At 56.7% G+C, this 23,582-nt stretch carries 21 protein-coding genes; 14 read left to right on the top strand and 7 right to left on the bottom strand.

Annotated elements, in window-relative coordinates; genetic code table 11:
* The first annotated feature begins 59 nt into the window (after positions 1-59).
* From hisB to yfaE, 11 genes are all read left to right on the top strand, one after another.
* Positions 60-650 (top strand): imidazoleglycerol-phosphate dehydratase HisB, encoded by a 591-nt coding sequence (gene hisB, locus ABJT94_RS00685; RefSeq protein ID WP_348476874.1) that lies wholly within the window; start codon positions 60-62, stop codon positions 648-650.
* Between the two features lie 76 nt (positions 651-726).
* Positions 727-1,377 (top strand): imidazole glycerol phosphate synthase subunit HisH, encoded by a 651-nt coding sequence (gene hisH, locus ABJT94_RS00680; protein ID WP_348476873.1) that lies wholly within the window; start codon positions 727-729, stop codon positions 1,375-1,377.
* A gap of 33 nt (positions 1,378-1,410) precedes the next feature.
* Positions 1,411-2,145: a 1-(5-phosphoribosyl)-5-[(5-phosphoribosylamino)methylideneamino]imidazole-4-carboxamide isomerase gene (gene hisA, locus ABJT94_RS00675; protein WP_348476872.1), complete on the top strand. Its 735-nt coding sequence runs from the start codon at positions 1,411-1,413 to the stop codon at positions 2,143-2,145.
* 446 nt (positions 2,146-2,591) lie between these two features.
* On the top strand, positions 2,592-3,350 hold the full coding sequence (gene hisF / locus ABJT94_RS00670) for an imidazole glycerol phosphate synthase subunit HisF (RefSeq protein ID WP_348476871.1): 759 nt from the start codon (positions 2,592-2,594) through the stop codon (positions 3,348-3,350).
* Positions 3,351-3,742: 392 nt separating this feature from the next.
* Positions 3,743-4,699: a TAXI family TRAP transporter solute-binding subunit gene (locus tag ABJT94_RS00665; protein ID WP_348476870.1), complete on the top strand. Its 957-nt coding sequence runs from the start codon at positions 3,743-3,745 to the stop codon at positions 4,697-4,699.
* 6 nt (positions 4,700-4,705) lie between these two features.
* Positions 4,706-5,242, top strand: coding sequence for a DUF1850 domain-containing protein (locus tag ABJT94_RS00660; RefSeq protein WP_348476869.1), 537 nt, complete (start codon positions 4,706-4,708; stop codon positions 5,240-5,242).
* A gap of 53 nt (positions 5,243-5,295) precedes the next feature.
* The gene (locus ABJT94_RS00655) at positions 5,296-7,257 is read left to right on the top strand and encodes a TRAP transporter fused permease subunit (RefSeq protein ID WP_348476898.1); all 1,962 of its coding nucleotides are present in this window, start codon (positions 5,296-5,298) and stop codon (positions 7,255-7,257) included.
* A 205-nt stretch (positions 7,258-7,462) separates the two neighbouring features.
* On the top strand, positions 7,463-8,020 hold the full coding sequence (locus ABJT94_RS00650) for a TMEM165/GDT1 family protein (protein WP_348476868.1): 558 nt from the start codon (positions 7,463-7,465) through the stop codon (positions 8,018-8,020).
* Between the two features lie 425 nt (positions 8,021-8,445).
* Positions 8,446-10,713: a class 1a ribonucleoside-diphosphate reductase subunit alpha gene (nrdA, locus tag ABJT94_RS00645; RefSeq protein ID WP_348476866.1), complete on the top strand. Its 2,268-nt coding sequence runs from the start codon at positions 8,446-8,448 to the stop codon at positions 10,711-10,713.
* 9 nt (positions 10,714-10,722) lie between these two features.
* Positions 10,723-11,847, top strand: a complete 1,125-nt coding sequence (gene nrdB / locus ABJT94_RS00640; RefSeq protein WP_348476865.1) for a class Ia ribonucleoside-diphosphate reductase subunit beta — start codon at positions 10,723-10,725, stop codon at positions 11,845-11,847.
* Complete coding sequence (gene yfaE, locus ABJT94_RS00635; protein ID WP_348476863.1) at positions 11,844-12,116, top strand: class I ribonucleotide reductase maintenance protein YfaE; 273 nt, start codon at positions 11,844-11,846, stop codon at positions 12,114-12,116. Before nrdB ends, yfaE begins: the two co-directional genes overlap by 4 nt.
* Before the next feature lie 49 nt (positions 12,117-12,165).
* Here yfaE and ABJT94_RS00630 read toward each other — a convergent pair whose 3' ends face one another.
* The 4 genes from ABJT94_RS00630 to ABJT94_RS00615 all read right to left on the bottom strand — a co-directional run bounded on the left by ABJT94_RS00630 (position 12,166) and on the right by ABJT94_RS00615 (position 17,978).
* Entirely contained in the window at positions 12,166-13,470 is a 1,305-nt protein-coding gene (locus ABJT94_RS00630) for an MHYT domain-containing protein (RefSeq protein WP_348476861.1), read from the bottom strand.
* A 169-nt stretch (positions 13,471-13,639) separates the two neighbouring features.
* Positions 13,640-15,418 (bottom strand): hypothetical protein, encoded by a 1,779-nt coding sequence (locus tag ABJT94_RS00625; protein WP_348476860.1) that lies wholly within the window; start codon positions 15,416-15,418, stop codon positions 13,640-13,642.
* A gap of 126 nt (positions 15,419-15,544) precedes the next feature.
* A complete protein-coding gene (locus tag ABJT94_RS00620; RefSeq protein WP_348476858.1) occupies positions 15,545-17,182 on the bottom strand; it encodes an ATP-binding protein in 1,638 nt (545 codons plus the stop codon).
* Entirely contained in the window at positions 17,166-17,978 is an 813-nt protein-coding gene (locus tag ABJT94_RS00615) for a response regulator (RefSeq protein ID WP_348476857.1), read from the bottom strand. Before ABJT94_RS00615 ends, ABJT94_RS00620 begins: the two co-directional genes overlap by 17 nt.
* A gap of 335 nt (positions 17,979-18,313) precedes the next feature.
* On the opposite strand from ABJT94_RS00615, the gene ABJT94_RS00610 reads away from it, so the two are divergent.
* Positions 18,314-18,751 (top strand): nucleoside deaminase, encoded by a 438-nt coding sequence (locus ABJT94_RS00610; protein WP_348476856.1) that lies wholly within the window; start codon positions 18,314-18,316, stop codon positions 18,749-18,751.
* A gap of 1 nt (position 18,752) precedes the next feature.
* Here the strand turns inward: ABJT94_RS00610 and ABJT94_RS00605 are convergent, their stop codons facing one another.
* From ABJT94_RS00605 to ABJT94_RS00595, 3 genes are all read right to left on the bottom strand, one after another.
* On the bottom strand, positions 18,753-19,541 hold the full coding sequence (locus ABJT94_RS00605) for a hypothetical protein (RefSeq protein WP_348476855.1): 789 nt from the start codon (positions 19,539-19,541) through the stop codon (positions 18,753-18,755).
* A gap of 208 nt (positions 19,542-19,749) precedes the next feature.
* Positions 19,750-20,379 (bottom strand): SatD family protein, encoded by a 630-nt coding sequence (locus ABJT94_RS00600; RefSeq protein WP_348476854.1) that lies wholly within the window; start codon positions 20,377-20,379, stop codon positions 19,750-19,752.
* A 103-nt stretch (positions 20,380-20,482) separates the two neighbouring features.
* Positions 20,483-20,671: a WYL domain-containing protein gene (locus ABJT94_RS00595; protein WP_348476853.1), complete on the bottom strand. Its 189-nt coding sequence runs from the start codon at positions 20,669-20,671 to the stop codon at positions 20,483-20,485.
* Positions 20,672-20,930: 259 nt separating this feature from the next.
* Here ABJT94_RS00595 and ABJT94_RS00590 point away from each other — a divergent pair, with 259 nt between their 5' ends.
* Both ABJT94_RS00590 and ABJT94_RS00585 read left to right on the top strand, forming a co-directional pair.
* Positions 20,931-22,460, top strand: coding sequence for a hypothetical protein (locus ABJT94_RS00590; protein ID WP_348476852.1), 1,530 nt, complete (start codon positions 20,931-20,933; stop codon positions 22,458-22,460).
* Positions 22,457-23,152: a VWA domain-containing protein gene (locus ABJT94_RS00585; RefSeq protein ID WP_348476851.1), complete on the top strand. Its 696-nt coding sequence runs from the start codon at positions 22,457-22,459 to the stop codon at positions 23,150-23,152. The genes ABJT94_RS00590 and ABJT94_RS00585 overlap by 4 nt, the downstream gene beginning before the upstream one ends.
* Positions 23,153-23,582: the final 430 nt, after the last annotated feature.

Genomic DNA, 23,582 nt, shown 5'->3' with positions numbered 1-23,582 from the left:
GCCACCCGTATGCGTTGCCCGAACCATCACTCGAATCACCAAGAACAGAGAGTCGTACTATGAGTCGCCAAGCGACGGTTGAACGCAACACCACCGAAACCCAGATCAAAGTCAGCATCAATCTGGACGGTACCGGCACAGCCCAGTTCGACACCGGCATGCCCTTTCTGGACCACATGATGGATCAGATTGCCCGGCATGGCCTGATCGATCTCGACATCGTCTGCCGCGGCGACAACCACATCGACGACCACCACAGCGTTGAAGACATCGGCATCACCCTGGGTCAGGCGTTCGCGAAAGCCGTTGGCGACAAGAAAGGCATTACCCGCTATGGCCACAGCTATGTGCCATTGGATGAAGCCCTGTCACGGGTCGTGATCGACTTTTCAGGTCGCCCGGGCCTCGAATACAACCTGCCATTTACGCGCGGCAGCGTCGGCGGCTTCGACGTCGATCTGTTTTATGAGTTCTTCCAGGGCTTCGTCAACCACTCCTGGGTCACGCTGCACATCGACAATCTGAAAGGCCACAATTCGCACCATCAGATCGAAACGGTGTTCAAAGCCTTCGGCCGCGCCCTGCGCATGGCGCTAACGCCAGACGAACGCATGGCTGGCATCACTCCGTCCACCAAGGGCGTGCTCTGATACCCGCCGGAAGGTCGCTCCAACGGCGCCCAAATCGGGCGCCTGATGCAAACCTCAGCCAGAACAGGATACTTCCGTGAGTCGCACACTGCTGACCATCATTGATTACGGCATGGGCAACCTGCACTCCGTCGCCAAGGCGCTGGAGCACGTCGCCCCGAATACCCAAATCGAAGTCACCTCCGACAAAGACCGCATCGCTGAAGCCGACCATATTTTATTACCCGGTGTCGGCGCCATTCGCGACTGCATGGCTGAAATTCGCCGCCAGGGTGTCGACATCGTGGTCGCTGATGCGGTAAACAGCGGCAAGCCTTTTCTCGGCATCTGTGTCGGCATGCAAGCACTGATGGCCCGCAGCCACGAGAACGGTGGCGTCGACTGCCTGGGTCATTTCGATGGTGAAGTACGCCGCTTCAGCACAACGGCGACCGACGAGCGCGGCCTGGCTCTGAAAGTGCCGCACATGGGCTGGAACACCGTAGATTTGCAAATCGACCACCCCTTGCTTCAAGGCATTAACAACGGCGATCGCTTCTATTTCGTACACAGCTACTACGTGGAAGCCCACCCGGAATACACGGCGGCCAACTGCACCTACGATGCTACCTTTGCTGCCATGATTTACCGGGATAACCTCTTTGCCACCCAGTTCCACCCGGAGAAAAGCTTCCCGGCCGGACTGACCCTGCTAAAAAACTTTGTCGACTGGGATGGCCGCCGCTAAGCGTCTGCCCCAGCGCTCCTGGAGACACCATCTATGCTGATCATCCCCGCCATCGACCTCAAAGACGGTCAGTGCGTCCGCTTGCTGCAAGGCCGCATGGAAGACGCCACGGTATTCGGATCCGACCCGGTAGAAATGGCTACACGCTGGGTCGAGGCCGGCTGCCGCCGCCTGCACCTGGTCGACCTGAACGGCGCCTTCGAAGGCACCCCGATTCACGCCGAAGCAGTCACCGCCATTTCCAAAAAATACCCGGACCTGCCGATCCAGATTGGCGGTGGCATCCGCTCGCTGGAAGCCATTGAGGCCTACATTAACGCGGGCGTCAGCTGGTGCATCATCGGCACCGCTGCGGTCAAAAACCCGGGCTTTGTACGCGAAGCTTGCCAGGCCTTCCCCGGCCACATCATTGTAGGCATCGATGCCAAAGACGGTCGCGTCGCCACCGAAGGCTGGGCCGATGTCAGCGACGTACTGGCCACCGACCTCGCCCGCGATTTCGCCAACGACGGCGTCAGCGCCATCGTCTACACCGACATCAGCCGCGATGGCATGATGCAGGGCGTCAACGTAGACGCCACGGTCGAAGTCGCCAAAGCCGGTGGCATTCCCGTTATCGCCAGCGGCGGCGTCACCAACATGACCGACATAGAACGCCTCTGCGATGTCGCCAGCCAGGGCATTCTGGGCGCCATCACTGGACGCGCCATCTACGACGGTGCCATCGATGTGCAAGAGGCCCAGGCTTACTGCGACGGGCGGGGTTGAGTCTGGTAAATTATTCTACTGTGGCTTTGTCCTGAGCCCGAGATTCGCCAGTAAAATCGATTTAGTGGTTGTCGTTACTAATTAGCCAGAGCGGGCCATCGGGTACCCTCATCGGAGGCACGCCGTGAACCCATCCATGGGGGCTCGAAGACCGCATCCATGCGGTCTCACGGCCTCCGATGAGAGCACCCGATAACCCTTAGGGCAGATTAGTGGTTTATTCACACGCGAATCTCGAACTCAGGACACGGCACTCAACGGCACCACTATCATCTACGGAATTGACGCCGAACCAAGTGTCAGGTGCCGGGTAGGCTTATCCGGGGAAGTCTAAGGCATGGATGCCGAAGCCTAGGCCCCATGGACGGGTTGACGCCGACCCCGGAGAAGCCAACCCGGTGCCTGACACGGACGATTGGCTAATCACATAACCGAGAGACTAAATTATGGCACTGGCAAAACGTATTATTCCCTGCCTCGACGTCGACAAGGGTCGCGTGGTGAAGGGCGTGAATTTCGTGAATATTCGGGACGCCGGGGATCCGGTGGAAGTGGCTCGCCGGTATAACGAACAGGGTGCCGATGAAATTACCATGCTTGACATTACCGCCACTCATGAAGGTCGCGACACCATGGTCGACACCGTCAGTGCCATTGCCGGTCAGGTGTTTATTCCGTTGACCGTCGGGGGTGGTATTCGCACCCTGGAGGACATTCGCACCATGCTGAATGCCGGTGCCGACAAAGTCTCCATTAATAGCGCTGCGGTGTTTAACCCCGAGTTTGTCAAACAAGCCTCCGACCGGTTTGGCGCTCAGTGTATTGTGGTGGCCATTGATGCCAAGCGAGTGGAAGACCACTGGGAAATCTTCACGCACGGTGGCCGCAAACCGACGGGTATTGATGCCGTTGAATGGGCGCAAAAAATGGAAGCCCTGGGTGCCGGCGAGATTTTGCTGACCAGCATGGATCGGGATGGGGTGAAAACCGGCTTTGATCTTGGGCTGACCAAGGCCGTTGCCGATGCCATTCGCATTCCTGTAATCGCCAGCGGTGGCGTGGGTAACCTCGATCACCTGGCCGACGGCGTTCTTGAAGGCCATGCTGACGCCGTGCTAGCCGCCAGCATTTTCCACTTTGGTGAGTACAGTATTGCCGAGGCGAAAGACGTGATGGCTGGTCGCGGTATTGAAATGCGGCGTTGAATGTCATGACTGATATAAGAGTCGCGCTTTAACGGGCGCGCACCCAGCCAATTCTTGCTTACCAAACCCCTGCCAATGAGCAAAATCTTGCCTACTTGTTCTGGTTGCTTATCCCCAACCCCCAAAGCATGGGGGTTCGAAAGCATCTCCCTGCTGGCACACCGGTTGCAATACCCTGACTGACCCTGTGGCAGCCGGGCTACAAAAAACTCGAACCAACCCGTGCTTGCTGCATCTTCACGACTACAATCAGGTCATAACGGGCCCTGTGCCCTGGTCCCTTGTGGAGCTCGAATGCTTGTGTCTGTCAGTAAGGCACATCGACTGAGCCACGGGATCATGAACAACGATAATAGACGTACAAAACCAACAACAATCGAGGAAACTATCACATGCGTAAGCTTTCACTGGCACTGTGTGCTACCGCAGCCCTGGGCTTCTCTGCTGCCCAGGCTGAATCTCTCTCCATTGCTACCGGCGGCACCGGCGGCACCTATTACCCACTGGGGGGTGGTCTGGCGGAACTGATCACCAACAACATTGATGGCTACGATGCGGTCGCTGAAGTGACCGGTGCTTCCGTTGAAAACATGGGCCTGGTACATCGCGAAGATTCAGACCTGGCCATCGCCCTGGCCGACACGGTATACCAGGCATACAACGGTGGTGACCGCTTCAATGGCAACAAACTGGACGTAGTAGCGCTCGCTTCCCTTTACCCTAACGCGGTCCAGATTGTGACGCTGGCTGATTCCGACATTAATTCCCTGGCTGACCTGCGCGGCAAGCGCGTCTCTGTTGGCGCGCCGGGTAGCGGTACTGAAGTGAATGCCAATGCCATTCTCGAAGGCAATGGCATCAGCTACGATGACTTTACTGCCTTGCGTCTGAACTTCAACGAAACCGCTGATGCGATTCGCGATGGCGACATCGATGCGGGTTTCTGGAGTGTCGGCCCGCCGACCAGCTCTATTTTGAGCCTGGCCACGACCCGTGACATCAAATTGCTGTCATTGTCTCAAGAAGAAGTGGCCAACGCCCTGGAACTGGAACCGGTTTTCGCACCTTACACTTTGCGTGCAGGACTGTATGAAGGTATGGACGAGCCGGTTCAGTCTGTTGGCATTCCCAACGTTCTGACCGTGAACACCGCCATGTCTGACGATCTGGCTTATCAGATCACCAAGCTGCTGTTCGAGGAAGTTGAATACCTGCGAGATATTCACCCGGCCGCAAACGACACCACCGTGGATTTCGCGCTGACCTCTACGCCGATTCCGCTGCACCCGGGTGCCATTCGGTACTACGAAGAAATCGGTGCCGACATCCCGGCTCGCCTGCGCCAGTAATTGTAGATGACGCGGCTAACCAGCCTGGAAACCGTGGGTCGCAAGACCCGCGGTTTTTTTAAACACGTCAGGCTTGGTGTGCTCACCGGACTAATCACCGTTGTTACACCGGCTATTGCCTTGCAGCTGGAAGTTGTCGATAGCAATAATCAGATTCTGGCCAGGGTCGACTTGCCCAACGATGAAGGCCGCTGGTGCCTGCTCTGGAATCACTCGGTTCAGGGGTTTCAGGTAGAAGACTGCTTTCGGGTAGACGGCCGGACACTGATTCTCGACAGCACCCACACTCCCGATTTTGCCGCTGGCCTTGGGCACATTCCCGGACGCGGTGCTTTGGAATCAGATAACCAGCACGGTTATCGCATTACCAATTTTAACCAGCCGTTGCCGGGCAATCAGCTCGTGTTGCGGGTCGGATCAATGCGGGTTAATCACCGCATTGCAATTGAACACAATTTGATCAGCCTCAGTGAACTGGCCTTTGACCAACGCGTCATCATTCGCCTCGCCGCTGACGTACCCACTGGAAGTATGACTCCATGAAACAATATACCCCGATACCCTTTAAGGTTGAGAGCGACTGGCAGGCCGAGTTGATGCCCGGCCCCGCCGTCTGGCGCTGGCTGGTCATCGTTCTGGGCATCAGCCTGTCGCTGTTTCATCTCTATGGCGCCGGTATCGAACCGCTGGGCCTATTTTATCAGCGCGGCATCCACTTGATGTTGATTCTGATGCTCACGTTCGTTTTGTTTGGTCCGAAACCAGGCAAACCCAGGGGCCCCATCGCCATGGGCGTCGACTGTATTTTCTTTGTTGCATCCACGGCCTCCGGTTTCTACCTGGTCTGGTTTCTCGATGACATCATCAACCGGGCTGGCTTCTGGTCGGACACTGACATCATCTTCGCCATTATCTGCATCGTCACCGTGCTGGAAGCCAGCCGTCGTGCTGTAGGCACCGGCCTGACCATCATCGGCACCCTGGCGATTGCCTACGCGCTGGCCGGTTCGCGCGGCGACCTCCCTTGGTTGGGCGAGTTTTTGCCCGGCATTCTTAACCACCGCGGCTATTCGCTCGACCGGGTCGCGGCACAGTTGTATCTCGGCCAGGAAGGCATCTTTGGCTTGCCACTCGGCGTTGCAGCCACCTTCGTGTTTATCTTTGTATTGTTTGGGGCCTTGCTGGAAGTCACCGGCGCCGGCAAATTCTTTATCGATCTTGCCTACTCTGCCACTGGCACCCAACGTGGTGGCCCCGCCAAGGCAGCCGTGCTCGCCTCTGCCAGCATGGGGTCTATTTCCGGCAGTGCCATTGCCAACGTGGTGACGACCGGTGCGTTCACCATTCCACTGATGAAGAAGCTCGGTTACAAACCGGCCCAGGCCGGTGGTATTGAAGCGGCCGCCAGTACCGGTGGACAAATCATGCCTCCGCTGATGGGTGCCGGTGCCTTTCTGATGGCCGAATACACCCGCCTGCCTTACCTTGAAATCGTGAAAGTCAGCGTGTTTCCGGCGCTGCTGTATTTTTCAACGGTGTACTTGTTTGTGCACATCATCGCGGTCAAGCAGGGGCTGCAACCCCAGACCAAGAGTGAGCTGCCCAAGATTCGCGATGTGCTGGCACGCGGCTGGTTCTTCCTGGTGCCATTGCTGCTGCTGGTCTGGCTGCTGGTGCTCGGGATCTCGCCCATGCGAGTCGGCTTTTACGCCATCATCAGCATCATGGCAGTGGCCGGCTTGAATGGCCTCTGGCTGGCATTAAAACGCGGACAGCAAAACGGACAACTCGCCACGGAAGTGCGCGGCACCTTGCGCAACGGTGGCGTTAAGCTGCTCCAGGGACTGGAGCTCGGTGCCCGGAATGCCGTATCGGTCAGTATTGCCTGCGCCGTCGCTGGCATCGTGGTTGGCGTGGTTGGTCTAACCGGGCTGGGCCTGAAATTCTCATCCATGATGATCGCCTTCTCTGGTGGCAACATTCTGCTGGCTCTGTTGCTGGTGCTTGTAGCCAGCCTGATTCTGGGCCTCGGGTTACCCGTTACCGCTAGCTACATTGTACTAATCGTCCTGGTCGGCCCGGCGCTGACCAATGAATTCGGCATTCCGCTGCTGATCGCCCATCTGGTCGTTTTCTGGTATTCACAGGACTCCAACGTGACGCCCCCTGTGGCCCTGGCGGCGTTCGCCGGGGCAGCTATTGCGGGGAGTAAAACCATGGAAACCAGTGTTCAGGCCTGGAAGTTCGCCAAGGGGCTCTATCTGATTCCGCTATTCATGGTGTTTAATCCGTCCATCATTATGGGCGGGCCCGTTCCGCTTGTACTCTGGAATGGTTTTATCGCGATACTGGCACTGGCCGCATTTGCCGCGGCACTGGAGGGCTACCTCTTCGGCCCCATGCGCAATTGGATGCGGGCCCTGCTGTCAATCGGGGTGGTGGCCATCTTCTACCCGAACTTTATCGCTGAAGTCGCCGGTGTGGTACTGATGCTGGTACTGCTCTCCATCAACTTCATTAACCGGCCCAAGGTTGCTCCGGTTGCCGCAGCCGGGTAAACTGCGCGCCGTCTTGGGGGAGTAATCGGCCGGTACCCACCGGCGCGGCCATCAACATAATTGAACCGAAGGTTCATGGTGGTCGCATCCGGCGCTGCGTTTGTTGCAAGCCGCCGGACTGATGAGACCTGAGGCAAACGACACAGAACCGGGTGGGGCTGTTGCGTTTGCCTTTGGTAATGCTCCCCGCCCCCGGAATACAATCATGGAAGCCTTTCTCAGTTCGACCCTGGCCGTTGCCCTCGCGGAAATCGGTGACAAAACCCAACTGCTGTCCCTGTTCCTGGTCACCCGATTTCGCAATCGCTGGGCCATTGTTGCGGGTATTCTGGTTGCCACCCTGGTCAATCATGGTGTGTCGGCCTGGCTGGGAACCCTGCTCGGTCAGTGGACACCGGGCGCCTGGGCGCGCTGGATCATCGGCGGCAGCTTTATCGCTGTCGGCCTGTGGATGCTGATTCCGGACAAAGACGACAGCGGCCCGAGTCGCTTTGAATCCATGGGCGCCTTTGCGGCGACGCTGATTCTGTTTTTCATTGCCGAGATTGGCGATAAAACCCAGATAGCCACGGTCTTGCTCGCGGCCCAATATCAGTCGATGTTCTGGGTAACGATGGGTACAACGCTGGGCATGCTGATCGCCAATGTACCGGTCATTTTGGCTGGCACCTGGCTGATGCAACGCCTGCCGGTTCGCACCGCCCACATCGTTGCCTGCCTGTTGTTTATTGGCTTTGGTGTCTGGACAATAGCCGGTGCTTAGCCACCCACATTTACGAAGAAAATTTAACGCTCAGGGAGCCCACTATCAGGGCCTTCCAGAGCGAGTAAATACTTGCATCACATTATTGCAAACATCTATATATTGACAGGCAGCCCCCAAAACAACACCATATATAGGCATTCGGTGATTTGAGCGGACTACTCCGGGTACTCCGCTCAACCGGGTCTTTACAGGGAATTCTGGCCATGCAGCGCCCCTTGGCGGCGCTGTCAAACACCGGCTGCAAACATAAGTAGTCGCGTGTTTCAGCTCAGCCTTCCCGGTTCGTTTCAGACCCCACTCATGCACCCCAAATATAACGCGTCAGGCGAAGTGGTCTACACTGGCAAAACCAACTTATGCAGTCATTCAGTTGGTTTTCCCAGCCATTTGCCGATGCAGCCCCTACAGCGGAGGAAGCGCAGGTGAATACAGCAACCATTTCAGTCAAAAAACGCGGTGGACGTAGCGAACCCCTCGATCTCGACAAAATCCACAAAGTACTGAATTGGGCAGCTGAAGGGCTGGACTCGGTATCCGTGTCCCAGGTTGAGCTGAAAGCCCAGCTGCAACTGCACGACGGCATTACCACCTCCGATATTCATGAAACCCTGATCAAGGCCGCCGCTGACCTGATCAGTGAGGAATATCCCGACTACCAGTACCTGGCCGCGCGCCTGGCGATTTTCCACCTGCGCAAGCGTGCCTATGGTCAGTTTGAGCCGCCTACGTTGCGCCAGCACGTCGAAAAAATGGTCGAAGACGGCCGTTACGACGCACACCTGTTCACCGATTACAGCGAAGCCGACTACGAAGCGATGGAAGGTTTTCTGCGGCACGAGCGCGACCTGAACTTCTCTTACGCGGCGGTCAAACAGCTCGAAGGCAAGTACCTGGTGCAGAACCGGGTGACCGGTGACATCTACGAGTCACCCCAGTTTCTCTACATTCTGATCGCGGCCAGCCTGTTCGCCAGCTACCCGAATGCCACCCGTCTGGATACGATTCAGAAGTTCTATGAGGCGGTATCGACCTTCAAGTTGTCGCTGCCAACCCCGGTGATGTCTGGTGTACGTACCCCGACCCGCCAGTTCAGCTCCTGCGTACTGATCGAAAGCGACGACAGCCTCGATTCCATCAACGCCACCTCGGCGGCGGTGGTTCGTTACGTCAGCCAACGCGCCGGAATCGGCATTAACGCCGGTCGTATTCGCGCCATCGGCTCGCCGATTCGCAGCGGTGCTGCTTTCCACACCGGCTGTATTCCGTTCTACAAGCATTTTCAGACAGCCGTTAAATGCTGCTCCCAGGGCGGTGTGCGTGGCGGTGCGGCAACGCTGTTCTATCCGCTCTGGCACCTGGAAGTTGAAAGCCTGCTGGTGCTGAAAAACAACCGTGGCGTCGAGGAAAACCGCGTGCGCCAGTTGGACTACGGCGTCCAGATCAATCGTCTGATGTACACCCGACTGATCAAGAACCAGCCGATCACGCTGTTCAGCCCATCTGATGTTCCCGGCCTGTACGATGCGTTCTTCGAAGACCAGGAAAAGTTCGAGCAACTCTATGCCGAATACGAACAACGCGATGACATTCGCAAGCAACAGATTCCAGCCGTTGAGCTGTTCTCCACTCTGCTGCAGGAGCGTGCCTCAACCGGTCGTATCTATATTCAGAATGTTGACCACTGCAACACCCACGGTGCCTTCGATCCAAAACAGGCACCAGTACGGCAGAGTAACCTGTGCATGGAAATCACCCTGCCGACCAAGCCGTTGCACGACATCAACGATGAAACCGGTGAAATCGCGCTCTGTACTCTGGCCGCGTTCAACCTGGGCGCGATCGAATCACTGGACGAACTGGAGCCCCTGGCCGAGCTGATCGTGCGCGCGCTCGACAGCCTGCTCGATTACCAGGATTACCCGGTTAAAGCCGCAGAGCTAGGTTCCATGAAGCGCCGCACCCTGGGTATTGGTGTCATTAACTACGCGTATTATCTGGCCAAACACGGCAAACGCTATTCCGACGGTTCCGCACTGGACCTGACACACGAAACGTTCGAAGCCATTCAGTACTACTTGCTCAAGGCTTCCAGCGTGTTGGCCGAAGAAGTGGGCGCCTGCCCGGGCTTCAGCGAAACCCAGTACGCCCAGGGCAAGCTGCCGATCGATCACTACAAGAAAGACCTCGATAAAATCTGCAACACTGAATTAAAACTGAACTGGGATGACCTGCGCGCCCGTATCAAGCAACACGGTCTGCGCAACTCGACCCTGACGGCGCTGATGCCTTCTGAGACCAGTTCACAGATCGCCAACGCCACCAACGGCATTGAGCCGCCACGTGGCCTGGTTTCCGTTAAAACGTCGAAAGACGGTGTGATGAAGCAGGTAGTGCCCGACATCGCCAACCTGAGAAACCAGTATGAATTACTGTGGCAACAGCCGAACAACCTGGGGTATCTGAACCTGGTGGGCGTAATGCAGAAATTCGTCGACCAGTCGATTTCCGCCAATACCAACTACGATCCATCCCGTTTTGACGGCAACAAGGTACCGATGCAACAGCTGATCAACGATCTGCTGACGGCCTATAAGCTGGGCGTCAAAACGCTGTACTACCACAACACCCGAGACGGTGCCGGCAGTGCCATGGACGATGACGATTGCGCCAGCGGCGCGTGCAAGATCTGAGGAGCATGAATGGCTTATCAAACGTTTAACCAGCGCGAGTTCGATACGTTCAGTCAGCCGATGTTTTTCGGCGAGACGGTAAACGTTGCGCGCTACGATCAGCAGAAGTTTCCGATTTTCGAAAAGCTGATCGAAAAGCAACTCTCGTTCTTCTGGCGTCCGGAAGAAGTGGACCTCACGCGCGACCGCAAGGACTTCATTGCCCTGCCCGCGCACGAGCAGCACATTTTCCTGAGCAACCTGAAATACCAGACGCTGCTCGACAGCGTCCAGGGTCGCTCACCCAATGTGGCCCTGTTGCCGCTGGTGTCCTTGCCCGAACTGGAAACCTGGATCGAAACCTGGGCGTTCAGTGAAACCATTCACTCGCGGTCTTACACGCACATCATGCGTAATGTATTGACCGAGCCGGGCAAGGTGTTCGATGACATCGTGCACAACCCGGCCATTGTCGAGCGCGCAACAACCGTCACGCGGTATTACGATGCGCTGATTGAAGCGACTCAGCGGTTTCAGGTGCAGACCGACGAGTGGCAGGCCAGTGCAGACGGCAAAAAAGCACTGCGCGACCTGAAACGGAAGCTGTATTTGACGCTGGCCTCGGTCAACGTGCTCGAAGCCATTCGCTTCTACGTCAGTTTCGCCTGCAGCTTTGCCTTCGCCGAACGTTCGAGAATGGAAGGCAATGCCAAGATCATTCGCCTGATCGCCCGTGACGAAGCCCTGCACCTGACCGGCACCCAGCACATGCTGAACCTGATGGCGCGTGGCCACGACGACCCTGACATGGCTGAGATCGCTGAAGAAGAACGCGACAACGTGCGCCAGATCTTCATCGATGCGGCCGAGCAGGAAAAAGAGTGGGCTGCCTATCTGTTCAAAGACGGATCGATGATTGGTCTGAACACCGACATTCTGGCGCAATACGTCCAGCACATTACCGACCAGCGCCTGGCGGCTATAGACCTCGAACCGGCTTTTGGTTCGCCCAAGAATCCGCTGCCGTGGATGGACGCCTGGTTGCAAAGCGACCAGGTACAGGTTGCGCCTCAGGAAACCGAGATCAGCACCTATCTGGTCGGCGCCCTGCAAAGTGATGTCGACACCGGCGCTCTGGAAGATTTCGAGTTGTGACCAGAGAGGTCAACCCGAACGCGTCACAGACGCACCGCATTACCCTGTTCCCCTCGCCTGACCCGGTGACTGTTCTGCAGCAACTGGAGAAGCGGGGGTTCAAGGTGCCTTATCAGTGTCGTGAAGGCTATTGCGGCGCCTGCCGCATGGTGTTGATGAAAGGATCGGTCGATTACGTACAGGAGCCACTGGCCTGGTGCGGTGACAGTGAGATTCTGGCCTGCAGTTGCATCGTGGTCGTGGATGCAACGGTGACGTTCAAAGCCTGAGGCCGACCCAACCCGGGGCAGCCTCCGCTCAAACAATCATGTTCCTGCCTCAGTTAATCAGCATCTGCACGCCCGACTCCGTTGCAGGCGCCTTGTCATTGGTCAACTCCGCTAGCGGTGCCGTTTTGAGGGCCTCGCGAATCAGCATCCGACTGGAGTGACCGGTTTGCGGGAATCGGCTGAAACCGGCCTTCCAGTTCAAATTCCATCCGGTGACTTTCAGTGCGGTTGTCGCCTTGCCCAACGTGCCGAACGTCTGGTTCACGGTCTTCGAATCGATGTCATCATGAATCACCAGGCCAAAGGTTGCGTTGGAATAACGCGCCAGATACACCCCGGCCGGAATCAGTTTCTGAATCTGCTCCGACAGCGTGTGTAACCGCTGATACAGCGTCTCGCTGTTCATTCCAGCAGATAATTCCCGGTAGTTCGACATCTCCAGCATGACCAGGGTAAATGGCGACGCCGCCCCTCCGGTCTCCACCAGCGACTCAAGCAGGTGATGTTCCAGTCGTGAGCGGTTCGGCAAACCGGTGGCTTCATCGACGAAGGCCATTTTCTTGACCCGCTCGGCTTCCTGGCGGCTCCATTCCTCTTCGTTGTTGCGCGCTTTGATATCGCTGTAAACCGCCAGCAGAGAAAACACAATAAACAGAACAGACGCGAGGATGATTGGTGTGCCAATGGCTGAACCCGTCAACTGGTTGCTCATGGCTGGCATGGCACCTTGCGGGTATATCACTGCTACCATACCGGTGTAGTGCATACCGCAGATCGCAGCGCCCATCACCAGGGCGGCGATACCTTGAAAGCCGACGGCCTGGCGCCCCACCAAACGTTGTGTGTATCGACAGATGGCCAGGGCCGCACCGGAGGCACCAACCGCAATCAAAATGGACACCGTGAACCAGAACGGGTCATAACTGACGGAGGGGGTAATGCGCATCGCTGCCATGCCGAGATAATGCATTACGGCAATGCCAAGACCCATGACCAGACTACCCACTACCAGAACACCAACACCGGCCACGGATTTGCTGATCAGAAACAGCGCAAGACCAGAGGCCAATACGGCAGCGATCCAGGAAACGACCGTCATGGTCAGATCGTAGGTCATGGGCATGTTCATCTGGTAGGCGCCCATACCGATGAAGTGCATGCTCCAGATACCCAGCCCCATCGACAGTGAACCCAGTATCAACCAGACACGGCGCTTGGTGCCGTCAACCCGGGTTAGCTGGGTTCCAAAATACAGGGCGCAATAAGACGCCAGAATGGCCACCAGATAGGACAAACTGACCAGCGATATATCGTAACTACCTTCCATGCTCACCTCGAACAGCGAAATCGACATTGGTTTAATGCTCAACTTGCATACTACGCGAGGGAGTGTGATTTGGATCACATCCTGTAGATAAATAGCTTAATTACTGCTGTTAATATTGGAACGCTCATTCCCACAATTGGGAAACTGAGCCGCAAGCTGGCCCGAGCCAGGCTTGCAGCGACAGAAAATAAATCGGTTAGATGTCCGAATACAGGGAGGCTTGTTCAACATAGTCCTGATAGGCCGGTATAGCGATGGCAGCCAATATGCCGATGACAGCCACACCCCCCATTGAGCCCTGCAAGGGATCAAAGGGGTGAGTTTCGTAGCCGTAGGTTGCCTGCAATGTGTCGCCCCGATAGGTAACCGACAGACTGGCCCTGGACTGTTTGGGCAGTTGATCAACAGGGGCCACCGGAAACGCCAGCATATCAATTTCGGTATCGAGTATGTGCGCCAGCGTTTGCAAGCCTTCCAGGTAATAGTGGTAGTTGGTTTGAATCAGAGAATCGAACTGACCGACAAACTGCACCGTCGGCTGGTCGTTGTCCTGCTGACTCCAGTTGGCCAATGAGACCCCGGGTGCTGCTTGCTGGCGGGCCAGCAGCACCTGCGGAACAGAGGCAAAATACCAGATACCATCCTGTTCATAGAACCAGCCACGGGAGTCCTGACTGCGGTGAAACCAATCCGATGTTGCGGGCATACCCGGGTCGAGCCAAAGCTTGGAAATGGGCAGTTGCAAACGGGTCATGGACCCGGCCGGGGTGGAGAACGCTGTCATTTCGGTATAACCGAGGTATCGAAAGTCATCCAACAAACGGGCAAAGGCGTCAGCATCTCCGGGTTCCAGAGCTAGATAGCTGCCCGCATCATCCGCAATAACACTGAACCGGCCTGCCAGCCCCGCGACAATCGAGGTCCAACTCAAACCGGTTTTATCGGTCAGTCGATTCAGATCACGCACCGACCAGTCGGATACCGATGCCAGACGGCGCACCCACGCTTCATCCGGAATAACCGTCGTAAAATAATGGTCTGGCTCTCCCAGGCTCTTTACCCGGGTTGAGGGTATCTGTGGCAATGACAGGTCCCACAACGGACCATTCGCCCCCCGCAACAACAGATAAGTCTGGCCTCTGCCGTCCCGGGTTCCCATGGCCAAGGCAAACTCTTGTGTGTTCATCAACCCCAGCTCATCCAGCTCAGGCACCTCTGTTGCGGGCAGGAAAGCGGTTAGCTGAGGCAATACAGCCGCCGTATTCGCCCACAGATACAGCCCATAACGGCTGTCTTCCAGTTCGGCCTGTCGCTTAAGTGCCGGATGCTCCGGGTTAGCCACGGTACCCATCTGCGCCAGCGATTGCGCACTGCTGGCAAAGCCGGCAACCAGGGTAAAGCGACGGGTTTGTGGGTCAAATTGATAATAGCCGGGCACAACCCCGAAACTCAGTCGACCGGGCGCATCCCGGGTGGCCGGGACAAGCTGGCGAACGCCCGACTGGCCCTGAAGCAAGCGGCTGAGTTGCTGTTCAAACGCCACCCGGGAATCAAAATCCAGACGCGCGGACACTTGAATCTCAGCACCGGTAACAGCCGTGTCTTGCGGCAGACGCACAGCCAGCTCGAGTGGCGACCGCAGTCGATCCAACAGCAGACCGGCCGTCGCACCTTCGGCTCCGAGCGGCGCCAACTGTTGGCGCAGGGCTTCGAGCAAGGCCGTCACCGCTTCCCGGTTCGCATCCGTCGCCAACAGACTACCCATGGCATTGTTTTTGGGTGCGGATATCCAGGCACCGGGGCTGGGTACGCGGGCATAGGTGATGACACCAGCATCCAGGTTATCAATCAGACTGGCTGGCTCAGCCAGGGAGTCTGGCCACTGGATCCCGGCGCTGGGTTGAGTGGAAAAGTTGCTGCAGCCGTTTAACACGAACACACAAGTCAGAGTTAGCACACAGAGAAGACGAGTCACTGAGTCGATCCTTTTCGTCAGGGGCGGGAATATGGAAGGACTGAGAATAGCGGGATCTGGCAACAGAGAAAAGGGATGCCCCGGCTCTGGGGACATCCAGTCTATAAAGGGTAATCTCTCACCCCGTCAGTGATTCGATTCGTGATACAGATCCAGCGCCTGAAACGGCTGGTTCAGACGGTCGACATCAATGGTATCCAGGTCTTCCAGCGTCGCGTCTTCTGCCAGGCGCGAGGCCGCCAGGGGCAGCTCGACCGTGAACTGCACGCCACGGACATCCAGCGGCGTGAATTGAATGCCGGAGCTTTTGCGCGCCAGGTTGATGTCCAGCACCCAGCTCGGGTTATCCGGGCGTTGCGGGTCTAGCCAGTTGAGGCTGCGAGAGGACGAATCCAGAACCGTTCTGTTCGGTTGGTGAGCATCGGCCGACGATACCTCGACCGAGCGCAGCCGTTGCTCGAACGACCAACTCAGCGTTTTTTCGGTACCCGTTTCACCGTGGCGCTGGCACACCGGCAAGCCGTCTTCAACATCGATGGAAAACGAATCGGTGTGGACATCGCCGTTTTCAAACTCAAGCCGCAGCGTCATCTGGCGGGGCCGGTTATCGATGTTTTCAATAGCGACCGTGCCATCGTACCCTTTGACAATCTCACCAACAAAAAACAACCCCAACCCCTTACCGTGGTTTTCCTTCACCCGGCGCGTGGAATAGCCGAGCTGAAAGATTTTGGCCTTGTCTTCCTCACTGATGCCCGGGCCACTGTTAAACACCTGCAGCCGTACTTTGCCCGAATGCTCGGCAAGCCGAACGCCGATACGTCGGTACTTATGCCGGTAGGGTCGCTTGCCACTGAAGAACTGAGCGTTCTTGAGCAGGTTTTCCAGCAGCAGCACCCAGTGGTTTTCATTTCCCAACACGACACCACAGGGCTCCATCGACAACCAGAACGACGGGTCGTCCTGCCACACACAGGGCAAACCTTCCGCTACCGCCTGGTGCAGTGAGTCGGGCGTGTTCAGCAGTGGGGTCAGCGCCCTCACCAGACCGGCTACCGGCGAAAACGTAGATTGCAGCTCGTGTGAATCGGCCGATTCCGGATTCAGAGATTGCTGGTAATAGGGTTCTTCCAGGTCGCACAATTGATTGGCCAGGTGCAGGGCAATGTTGTCGGTGGTGGCCAGATCAAGCAGATCCCAGACGTAACGCAGTTGCTGCAAGGCCTCCCGGGTTCGTGACTGATCAGCCTCGTTCAATTGGGGCTGGGCAAGCGCCTGCTCCAGCGCTGACTGCACCTTATCGAACCCGATCACGCCGTTATGCCGCACCTCGGCCGCAATGCTTTTAAAGTGCAGGAATTTTTCATCATACTCGATGTATTCCAGCAGCTTGTCGCTAATAAACAGCTTTAGTTTATCGGCATGGCCAGCATAGGTATGCACCTTGTGCTGCAGTTGTTTGCGGCTTTGCCAGAGGTTGTCATATTCACTCTGCAACTGGCGGGCTTGCTGTTTTTGCTGACGGCGCGCCTGGGAATAGCGGTGCGCATCGTTGATCAGGAATATCGCAAAAATTGCGCACAGGGCCATTTTCAGACGTGGATCCAATACCCATTCAGGCACCTGGTAGTAAGCCATCAGGTCAGGTTCGGTGATCAGGTAAAAATACGCCACCAGAACCAGTCCGAAAAAACTGCTCAGCACACTGAACCGCTGTGGCCAGTTAGGCTTGAAGGGTCTATCGGTGTCAGCGCGCAGAGTCATGGTCTGGCCTCCAGCAGTAGGCTTCCTGGTCGCCAAAGGTGACGATTCCAACCCCTTCCCGGCAACGGTCGGTAAAGCTGGCGTCGCCCGCTTCGACCTGATCAAAGGCGCGCCTCAGGGTACGGATGTGTTGCCGGTAATTGGCGTAGGAAAACCGTTCCGGGTCGGCATCGAGCTTATCGGCAATCTGCCAGGTCGACAACGGGCTCGGCGCCGCTTCCACCAGAAAACGCAGGATCTTGCGCGGTGTCGGTGCCAGTGGCCGGCGCGGATTGGTCGGGTTCATCAGTTTATGGCCCTGCCAGAACACTTCCCAGGTACGGATATCGATGCTTAGTGAGCCGCTGCGCAAGGTATCGCTATGCGTTGTGGCTATTTCTCCGGGCTGGTGGCGTTGCTGACGCAACACCGCCTGAATGCGCCAGCACAATACGGCTTCGACATTGCGCTGGTGCTTGGCGATAAAATCCAGGGTGCCATTCTGCTCAAACGCCGCCTGTTCAATGTCGGTACCGCTATGCTCCGACAAATACACCACCGGCAAGTCCGGCCAGCGCTTCTGCAGAGCCCGCGACACGGTCAGACCGGCATGGCTGTTGCCGCCCATATGGGCGTCGAGCAACGCGACATCGGGCGCATCGGCATCGGGGCACTGTTTTATGTACTGGCAAGCGGCTTCAGCGAACTTGAAGACCTGAACGTCGGTGGGCGAGCCGTTAAAGTCGGTCGCTTCCAACGTCGGTTTAAACCGCTCGACCCAGTGGGACTGATCTTCTACCCACACAATCCGGGTCATGGTATTACTGCCTTTTAGCGTTTGTACTTGAAACAGCCGTAGGTGTTTCGGGGTTCGCCCTGTGTAAGCGGCGGATGCCGGTGGTGTCTCTGCGGGGGAGTCCGCAACATGGATGTTGCGGTCTAGGCCCTAAGGACGGGTTCACGCCGACCCCGCAGAGGTACCACCGGTAGTCGCCGCGGGCCAGTACCACCCAACGAACTCCTAAACTCATTATCTTTACAGTCTAGCACTCCAACAGCCCCTGAAATGTGACTGAGGTTGTATAACACGCTTGCGCACTACCCCACCCTCCTTTAGCTTGGAGGTCATAGTTCCTTATTCAGGAGTCCGAGATGGACGAATTCATGCAGGCCGCACTCGACGAAGCAAAAGCCGGCGTCGCAGAAGGCGGCATTCCGATCGGTTCGGTACTGGTACACAAGGGAAAAATCATTGGCCGGGGCCACAACCGCCGGGTTCAGCAGGGCAGCGTGGTGCTGCACGGCGAGATGGATGCGCTGGAAAACGCCGGCCGTCAGCCAGCCTCGGTATATCGTGAATCGGTGCTCTACACCACGCTGTCGCCCTGCCCCATGTGCAGCGGCGCCATTCTGCTGTACGGCATTCCCACAGTCGTGATCGGTGAAAACCAGACCTTTCAGGGCGACGAAGCGCTACTGACCAGTCGCGGCGTTGAGCTGGACGTCCGCCAGGAGCCAAGCTGTATCCACCTGATGGAAACCTTCATCCGCGAGCGGCCTGATCTGTGGAATGAGGATATTGGGGTGTGAACTATGACAATATGTGGTGGCTGATCAACAAGCTCACCGCCACAGTCAGCAACGTCGATGCCAGAGTCCCGATCAACACGTATTCGGCAAAAGCACGTTCCTCCAGTTGCCGGAACCGCGCAAACCCTTTTGCCGCCAAAATGACCGCGATGATGCTGTACTGAGAGCCGGATACAGCCCCCTGTTGCTGACTGCCGACCAGCACGATGTACATCAGCCAGCGCTCCAGAATGCCTATAATGCGACCGGCATTGTACTCGCGCTGGTCGATCTCCGGTTCTGCGTTCTGGTTTGCTGTCGTGGTCTGTTCTGTCTCAGCCTCTGCGGTTTCAGCAGGCTCCGGTGTCTTACTCATCGGTTCCAGGTCGAAGCTGTGGAACAGCACCCGAATCAGTAAATTGGCTTCGCCGGCAACCAGCAGAAACCCCAGCAGCCACCACAAGCCTGTGGTCAGTTGTTCTGTAGTCAGACCGAGCCAATCGATTGTTAATACCGACCATGAACTCAGTTCCGGCAACGGCATCAACCAGGTTGCCACCACGACGAAGGCCAACCCCATTAGGCGACCGGGCACTAACAGCTTTTCAGGAATAACTTTCTCGGAAAAAACCAGGGCTGCGGCAACCAGTATCGACCAAAGCATCGAAGTCACACCCAGCGCCAAGGCAGGTGCCAGAATGATGGGAATCAGCACCAGAATCAGGAGCAAGCGGGTGGGAAGACGCTGATCGTAGCGGATGAAGCAAAGACGCGTTAGTAACCAAACGGTTAGCAGGAATAAGGACGTCACCGATTTGTTCCCTCATAGAGTGATCTAGTGTCTGAGCTCGCAACCAGCTAAGTGTCAGGTGCCGGGTATAGCTATCTGGGGAAGTCTGAAGTATGGATCGGTCCGACGCATCGGCTTCAGTCTAGGCCCCATGGAAGGGTTCATCCCGACCCCAGATAGCTATACCCAGTGCCTGACACGGACTCCTAGCACGAAAGCAAACCCCAACTCATTCTGCCAGAGCTGCATCCAAGTATCGGGTTAGGGTTTGGATGCTGTCCGTTACATCGTCCAGCCCGCCCTGGCGAATATTCTTGTAAACCGCCTGTTCACTAATCTTCAGTGATGCAGCCAGCGTCGCTACGGTATCGCCCTGCAGCAGGCGGTGCAAGATCACCAGGCGATTGGCCTGCCAGCTCTGCCAGTGGCGGTCGAGTAAATTCAGGGTGCTGTGTATCAGGTCTTGTGGCTGGCCTGGAAATTCACCGGCCAGAGCCAACTGATGGTCACCCTGTTTAAGCTGTTCGATGCGTTCCCGGGCGGCATGAAAGGCCGGGCCGTCCATCCCGATGGCCTGGTTCGGGTTGATGGGCGTGGCCAGGGTGCCAACCGACACCGCAAAGCGCAGCCGAACGGGGTAAACCGCCGCCCGAATGGCCAGCATATCGGTAAAGACCCGACCAGCCGTGCTCAACACAGCCTGAAACTCATCGCCCAGGGTGATGGTATAGGGTGAGAGCAGGCCGTCGGTTTGCCGATTCAAGCCATCCAATGTCTTTTTAAGGTCGTGCTGAACGGCAGCCCGGTTGGCAATATCCCTGGAGGCAACGATGTCTGCTATTACAATCAGTCGGTTCATAGCTGCAGTTTAGGTGGCTCAACCAATAAATCAACCAAATTGGTTTATTTCTTACCTTTAAACCATTTTGGATTAATTTGAGAAATTAAACCAAAAGCCTTTACTAGGCCAACTCATTTTTTCTGAGAATCTGTTGCAGAGAGATCCGGGTGGTCTCCTCAAATTCCTCCTCCAGCACCTCGCACTCGACAATGCGGTCCACCCGCAACATCCGAAAATCGGTGCGCAACTCACACCAGGTCAGCAGCGTCCAGACGCTGCCCCAGAAGACCAGCCCCAATGGCCAGACCACCCGCTCGGACTGTCAGTAGTCGTCAGGAGGGGTTTCAGTACTCAAGTTCGGAGTTGGCACACTGCTAGCAGTGGGTGCCGGTGTTGCCTCTGTGGGGGAGTCCGCAGCAGGGATGCTGCGGCCTAGGCTCCATGGACGGATTCACGCCGACCCCACAGAGGCAACACCGGCACCCACCGCGGACCATCCCCACGAAACTCACAGAATTTTCACCGCCCTGGCCGACACTCCGTCCTGTCAACTCAACGGAGGTTCTGCGATGTTTCAACAACTGCTCACTGTCTGGTCTGATTCCGCCGCCATCTCGGCCGCGATCTGGCTGGTTTTACTCGTTACTGTGCTCTATCTCGGGCGCCAGCAGGCGCATCATTTGTTTTCCACTACCGGCCGCGCGGTGTTTACCGCACTGCGCCTGGCATCGCGTTCTGTATTGAAGCTGGAGCACCGGCTCAGCCAGCGTAATCGTGATGTGCTGATGGCGCTGGGTCGAACCGCTGCGGAAAAAGCCATTGAACGCGAATTCACCCGGGTCAGTACCCTGGTGGCGCGGGATCTGGCGCACTACCCCAGTTTGCACCGCACGCTGGCCGATGCGATTGAAAAAATCGAGGCCGATTATCAGGCCAGCTCGCTGTCGGCGCCCCTGCCACCAGCCTGGTCGGATGTGGTCGATACCATCTCGGCATTGCCGAAGAGTGCCGACCCAGCGCTGAACAAGATTCTCGATAACATCAAAGACGCGATTGAAGACTCACACGAAGAAACCCTGAAAGCCTTTCAGAAAGCCACACTGGAACGTCATGGGCATTTGGCCAAAATGCACCCCCAGTGGCGCACGCTGAAAACCACCATGGGCAAAGTCGAAACCACGCTCGACAGTCTGGAAGAGCGCACCCGCATGATCGATGGGCAGATGGATCGCTATGAATCGATTCGCAACAACGAAGATGCGGCGGCCAATTCATTGCTGTCGTCTTCGTTAACCCAGTTTTTCATCTCCGGGTTGGTCCTGATCATCGCGGCCATGGGCGGGTTAATTAACTTCCAGCTGATCGCCCTGCCCATGTCAGAAATGGTGGGCGGTACCGCCACCATTGGCTCGCTGCGCATGTCAGATATCGCGGCGCTGGTGATCATTCTGATTGAAATTGCCATGGGCTTGTTCCTGCTGGAATCGTTGCGCATCACGCACCTGTTTCCCGTCATCGGCAGCATGGACGACCGCATGCGCCGGCGCATGATTGTCGTCACACTTACGCTGCTGACTATATTGGCCACCATTGAAGCCTCTCTGGCTTACATGCGTGACCTGCTCGCGCTCGACCGCGCAGCCCTGCAACAATCACTGGCTGGCGTCGGTGTGGTTGAAGCTCAGTTTCGCTGGATTCCATCCATCGGTCAGATGGTGATGGGCTTTATTCTGCCGTTCGCGCTGGCCTTTGTGGCAATCCCGCTGGAGTCTTTCATTCATTCACTGCGCAGCGTGCTTGGAATGGTGGTTGTCGGTGTATTGCGCACGGTTGCGGTAGCGCTGCGTTTGGTCGGCAACCTGGCCAACCATGCCTGCAAAATACTGGCGCACCTTTATGACCTGATCATCATGGTGCCGCTGGGTGTTGAACGGCTGATCCGCCACCGCTCCACGGCGCCGGATCTGAACGAAACCACTGTGTCCGCCAAGACCAAAAAGGATACAGACGAGGCCCCGGCAGTCGCGAGTAAATCCAAGCGCAACCGGAGCACCAAGGTTGAACCCGTCCTAAACGATACTCAGGAGGTCACCCCATGAAACTCGTGACCGATTCAGCCAGACTCAGCCGTCACATCATGACTGTGCTGCTGATCACGGCACTGCTCAGCACCGGCCTGTTGGCCGGTTGCGGAGAGTCGCCAATCAAAAGCCGGGCGGTCTACATGCTGATCGACACCTCGGGCACCTACACCGAGCAACTCGACAAAGCCGAGACCATCATGAACTACCTGCTGGCAACGCTCGACAGCGGTGACTCCCTGGCGCTGGCGCGCATCGACAGCGCCAGCTTCAACGAAGAAGACATCATCGCCAAGGCAACCTTTGATGTGCGGCCAAGCACCGCCAACGACCAGAAGCGTCTGTTTCAGCACCATGTGCAGACGTTTACTTCCGAACTGGTCCGCGGCAGTGCCCATACCGACATTACCGGCGGTGTATTGCAGGCGATTGATTTTCTGAACGAAACCGATGCCGATGAAAAAACCATTCTGGTGTTCAGTGATCTGGAAGAGGATTTACCGGAAGGCCATGTTCGGGATTTCCCGATTGATGTCGCCGGGATCGAAGTGGTTGCATTGAACGTCACCAAGCTAACCCGGGACAACATCGACCCGCGCGATTATGAGAATAGACTGAACGCCTGGCAGAAACGGGTAATGGAAGGCGGTGGCCAATGGCGAGTAATTAACGATCTGGAGCGCCTGGACCGGTTGGTGGCCATGAACTGAACAAAGGGGGTTCGCGCCGGGCTATAAATAAAGATACGGAGTTTGCAACCAACAGAGTGTCAGGTGCCGGGTGTGCCTATCTGGGGTAGTCTGAAGCATGGATGCTTCAGTCTAGGCCCCATGGATGGGTTTACGCCGACCCCAGATAGGCATACCCGGTGCCTGACACGGACTCCAGTTACCAAAACAAACCCGAACTCCGAATCTTGAGTTATAACCCGGCGAAGATTGTCATACTGGAAGGGTTGAGAGATAAGGCCAGGGTGAATAACAGCGTGGTCGCCATCAGCGCCCACAGTTTGCTGCGCAGTTCCATGGTGATGTCGAGCTCCTGTGTGAAGGGTGTTATTCAATAAAAAACCAGCCGGGATTTAACGTTGGAGGGGAAAAATCCCGGCTGGAAACCATTCAGCGTGTTCAACGACCTTGT

This window comes from Saccharospirillum sp. (assembly GCF_039982735.1).
Lineage (GTDB): Bacteria > Pseudomonadota > Gammaproteobacteria > Pseudomonadales > Natronospirillaceae > Saccharospirillum.
The sequence above is the reverse complement of the archived record's forward strand: the minus strand, read 5'-3'. Positions and strand labels throughout refer to the sequence as shown.

What these genes read in the sequence shown, in the direction of transcription:
- hisB (WP_348476874.1), top strand. Translation starts at nt 60, where the DNA reads ATGAGTCGCCAAGCGACGGTTGAACGCAACACCACCGAAACCCAGATC.
- hisA (WP_348476872.1), top strand. Translation starts at nt 1,411, where the DNA reads ATGCTGATCATCCCCGCCATCGACCTCAAAGACGGTCAGTGCGTCCGC.
- hisF (WP_348476871.1), top strand. Translation starts at nt 2,592, where the DNA reads ATGGCACTGGCAAAACGTATTATTCCCTGCCTCGACGTCGACAAGGGT.
- ABJT94_RS00665 (WP_348476870.1), top strand. Translation starts at nt 3,743, where the DNA reads ATGCGTAAGCTTTCACTGGCACTGTGTGCTACCGCAGCCCTGGGCTTC.
- ABJT94_RS00660 (WP_348476869.1), top strand. Translation starts at nt 4,706, where the DNA reads ATGACGCGGCTAACCAGCCTGGAAACCGTGGGTCGCAAGACCCGCGGT.
- ABJT94_RS00655 (WP_348476898.1), top strand. Translation starts at nt 5,296, where the DNA reads ATGCCCGGCCCCGCCGTCTGGCGCTGGCTGGTCATCGTTCTGGGCATC.
- ABJT94_RS00650 (WP_348476868.1), top strand. Translation starts at nt 7,463, where the DNA reads ATGGAAGCCTTTCTCAGTTCGACCCTGGCCGTTGCCCTCGCGGAAATC.
- nrdB (WP_348476865.1), top strand. Translation starts at nt 10,723, where the DNA reads ATGGCTTATCAAACGTTTAACCAGCGCGAGTTCGATACGTTCAGTCAG.
- ABJT94_RS00630 (WP_348476861.1), bottom strand. Translation starts at nt 13,470, where the DNA reads ATGTCGATTTCGCTGTTCGAGGTGAGCATGGAAGGTAGTTACGATATA.
- ABJT94_RS00620 (WP_348476858.1), bottom strand. Translation starts at nt 17,182, where the DNA reads ATGACTCTGCGCGCTGACACCGATAGACCCTTCAAGCCTAACTGGCCA.
- ABJT94_RS00615 (WP_348476857.1), bottom strand. Translation starts at nt 17,978, where the DNA reads ATGACCCGGATTGTGTGGGTAGAAGATCAGTCCCACTGGGTCGAGCGG.
- ABJT94_RS00610 (WP_348476856.1), top strand. Translation starts at nt 18,314, where the DNA reads ATGGACGAATTCATGCAGGCCGCACTCGACGAAGCAAAAGCCGGCGTC.
- ABJT94_RS00600 (WP_348476854.1), bottom strand. Translation starts at nt 20,379, where the DNA reads ATGAACCGACTGATTGTAATAGCAGACATCGTTGCCTCCAGGGATATT.
- ABJT94_RS00590 (WP_348476852.1), top strand. Translation starts at nt 20,931, where the DNA reads ATGTTTCAACAACTGCTCACTGTCTGGTCTGATTCCGCCGCCATCTCG.
- ABJT94_RS00585 (WP_348476851.1), top strand. Translation starts at nt 22,457, where the DNA reads ATGAAACTCGTGACCGATTCAGCCAGACTCAGCCGTCACATCATGACT.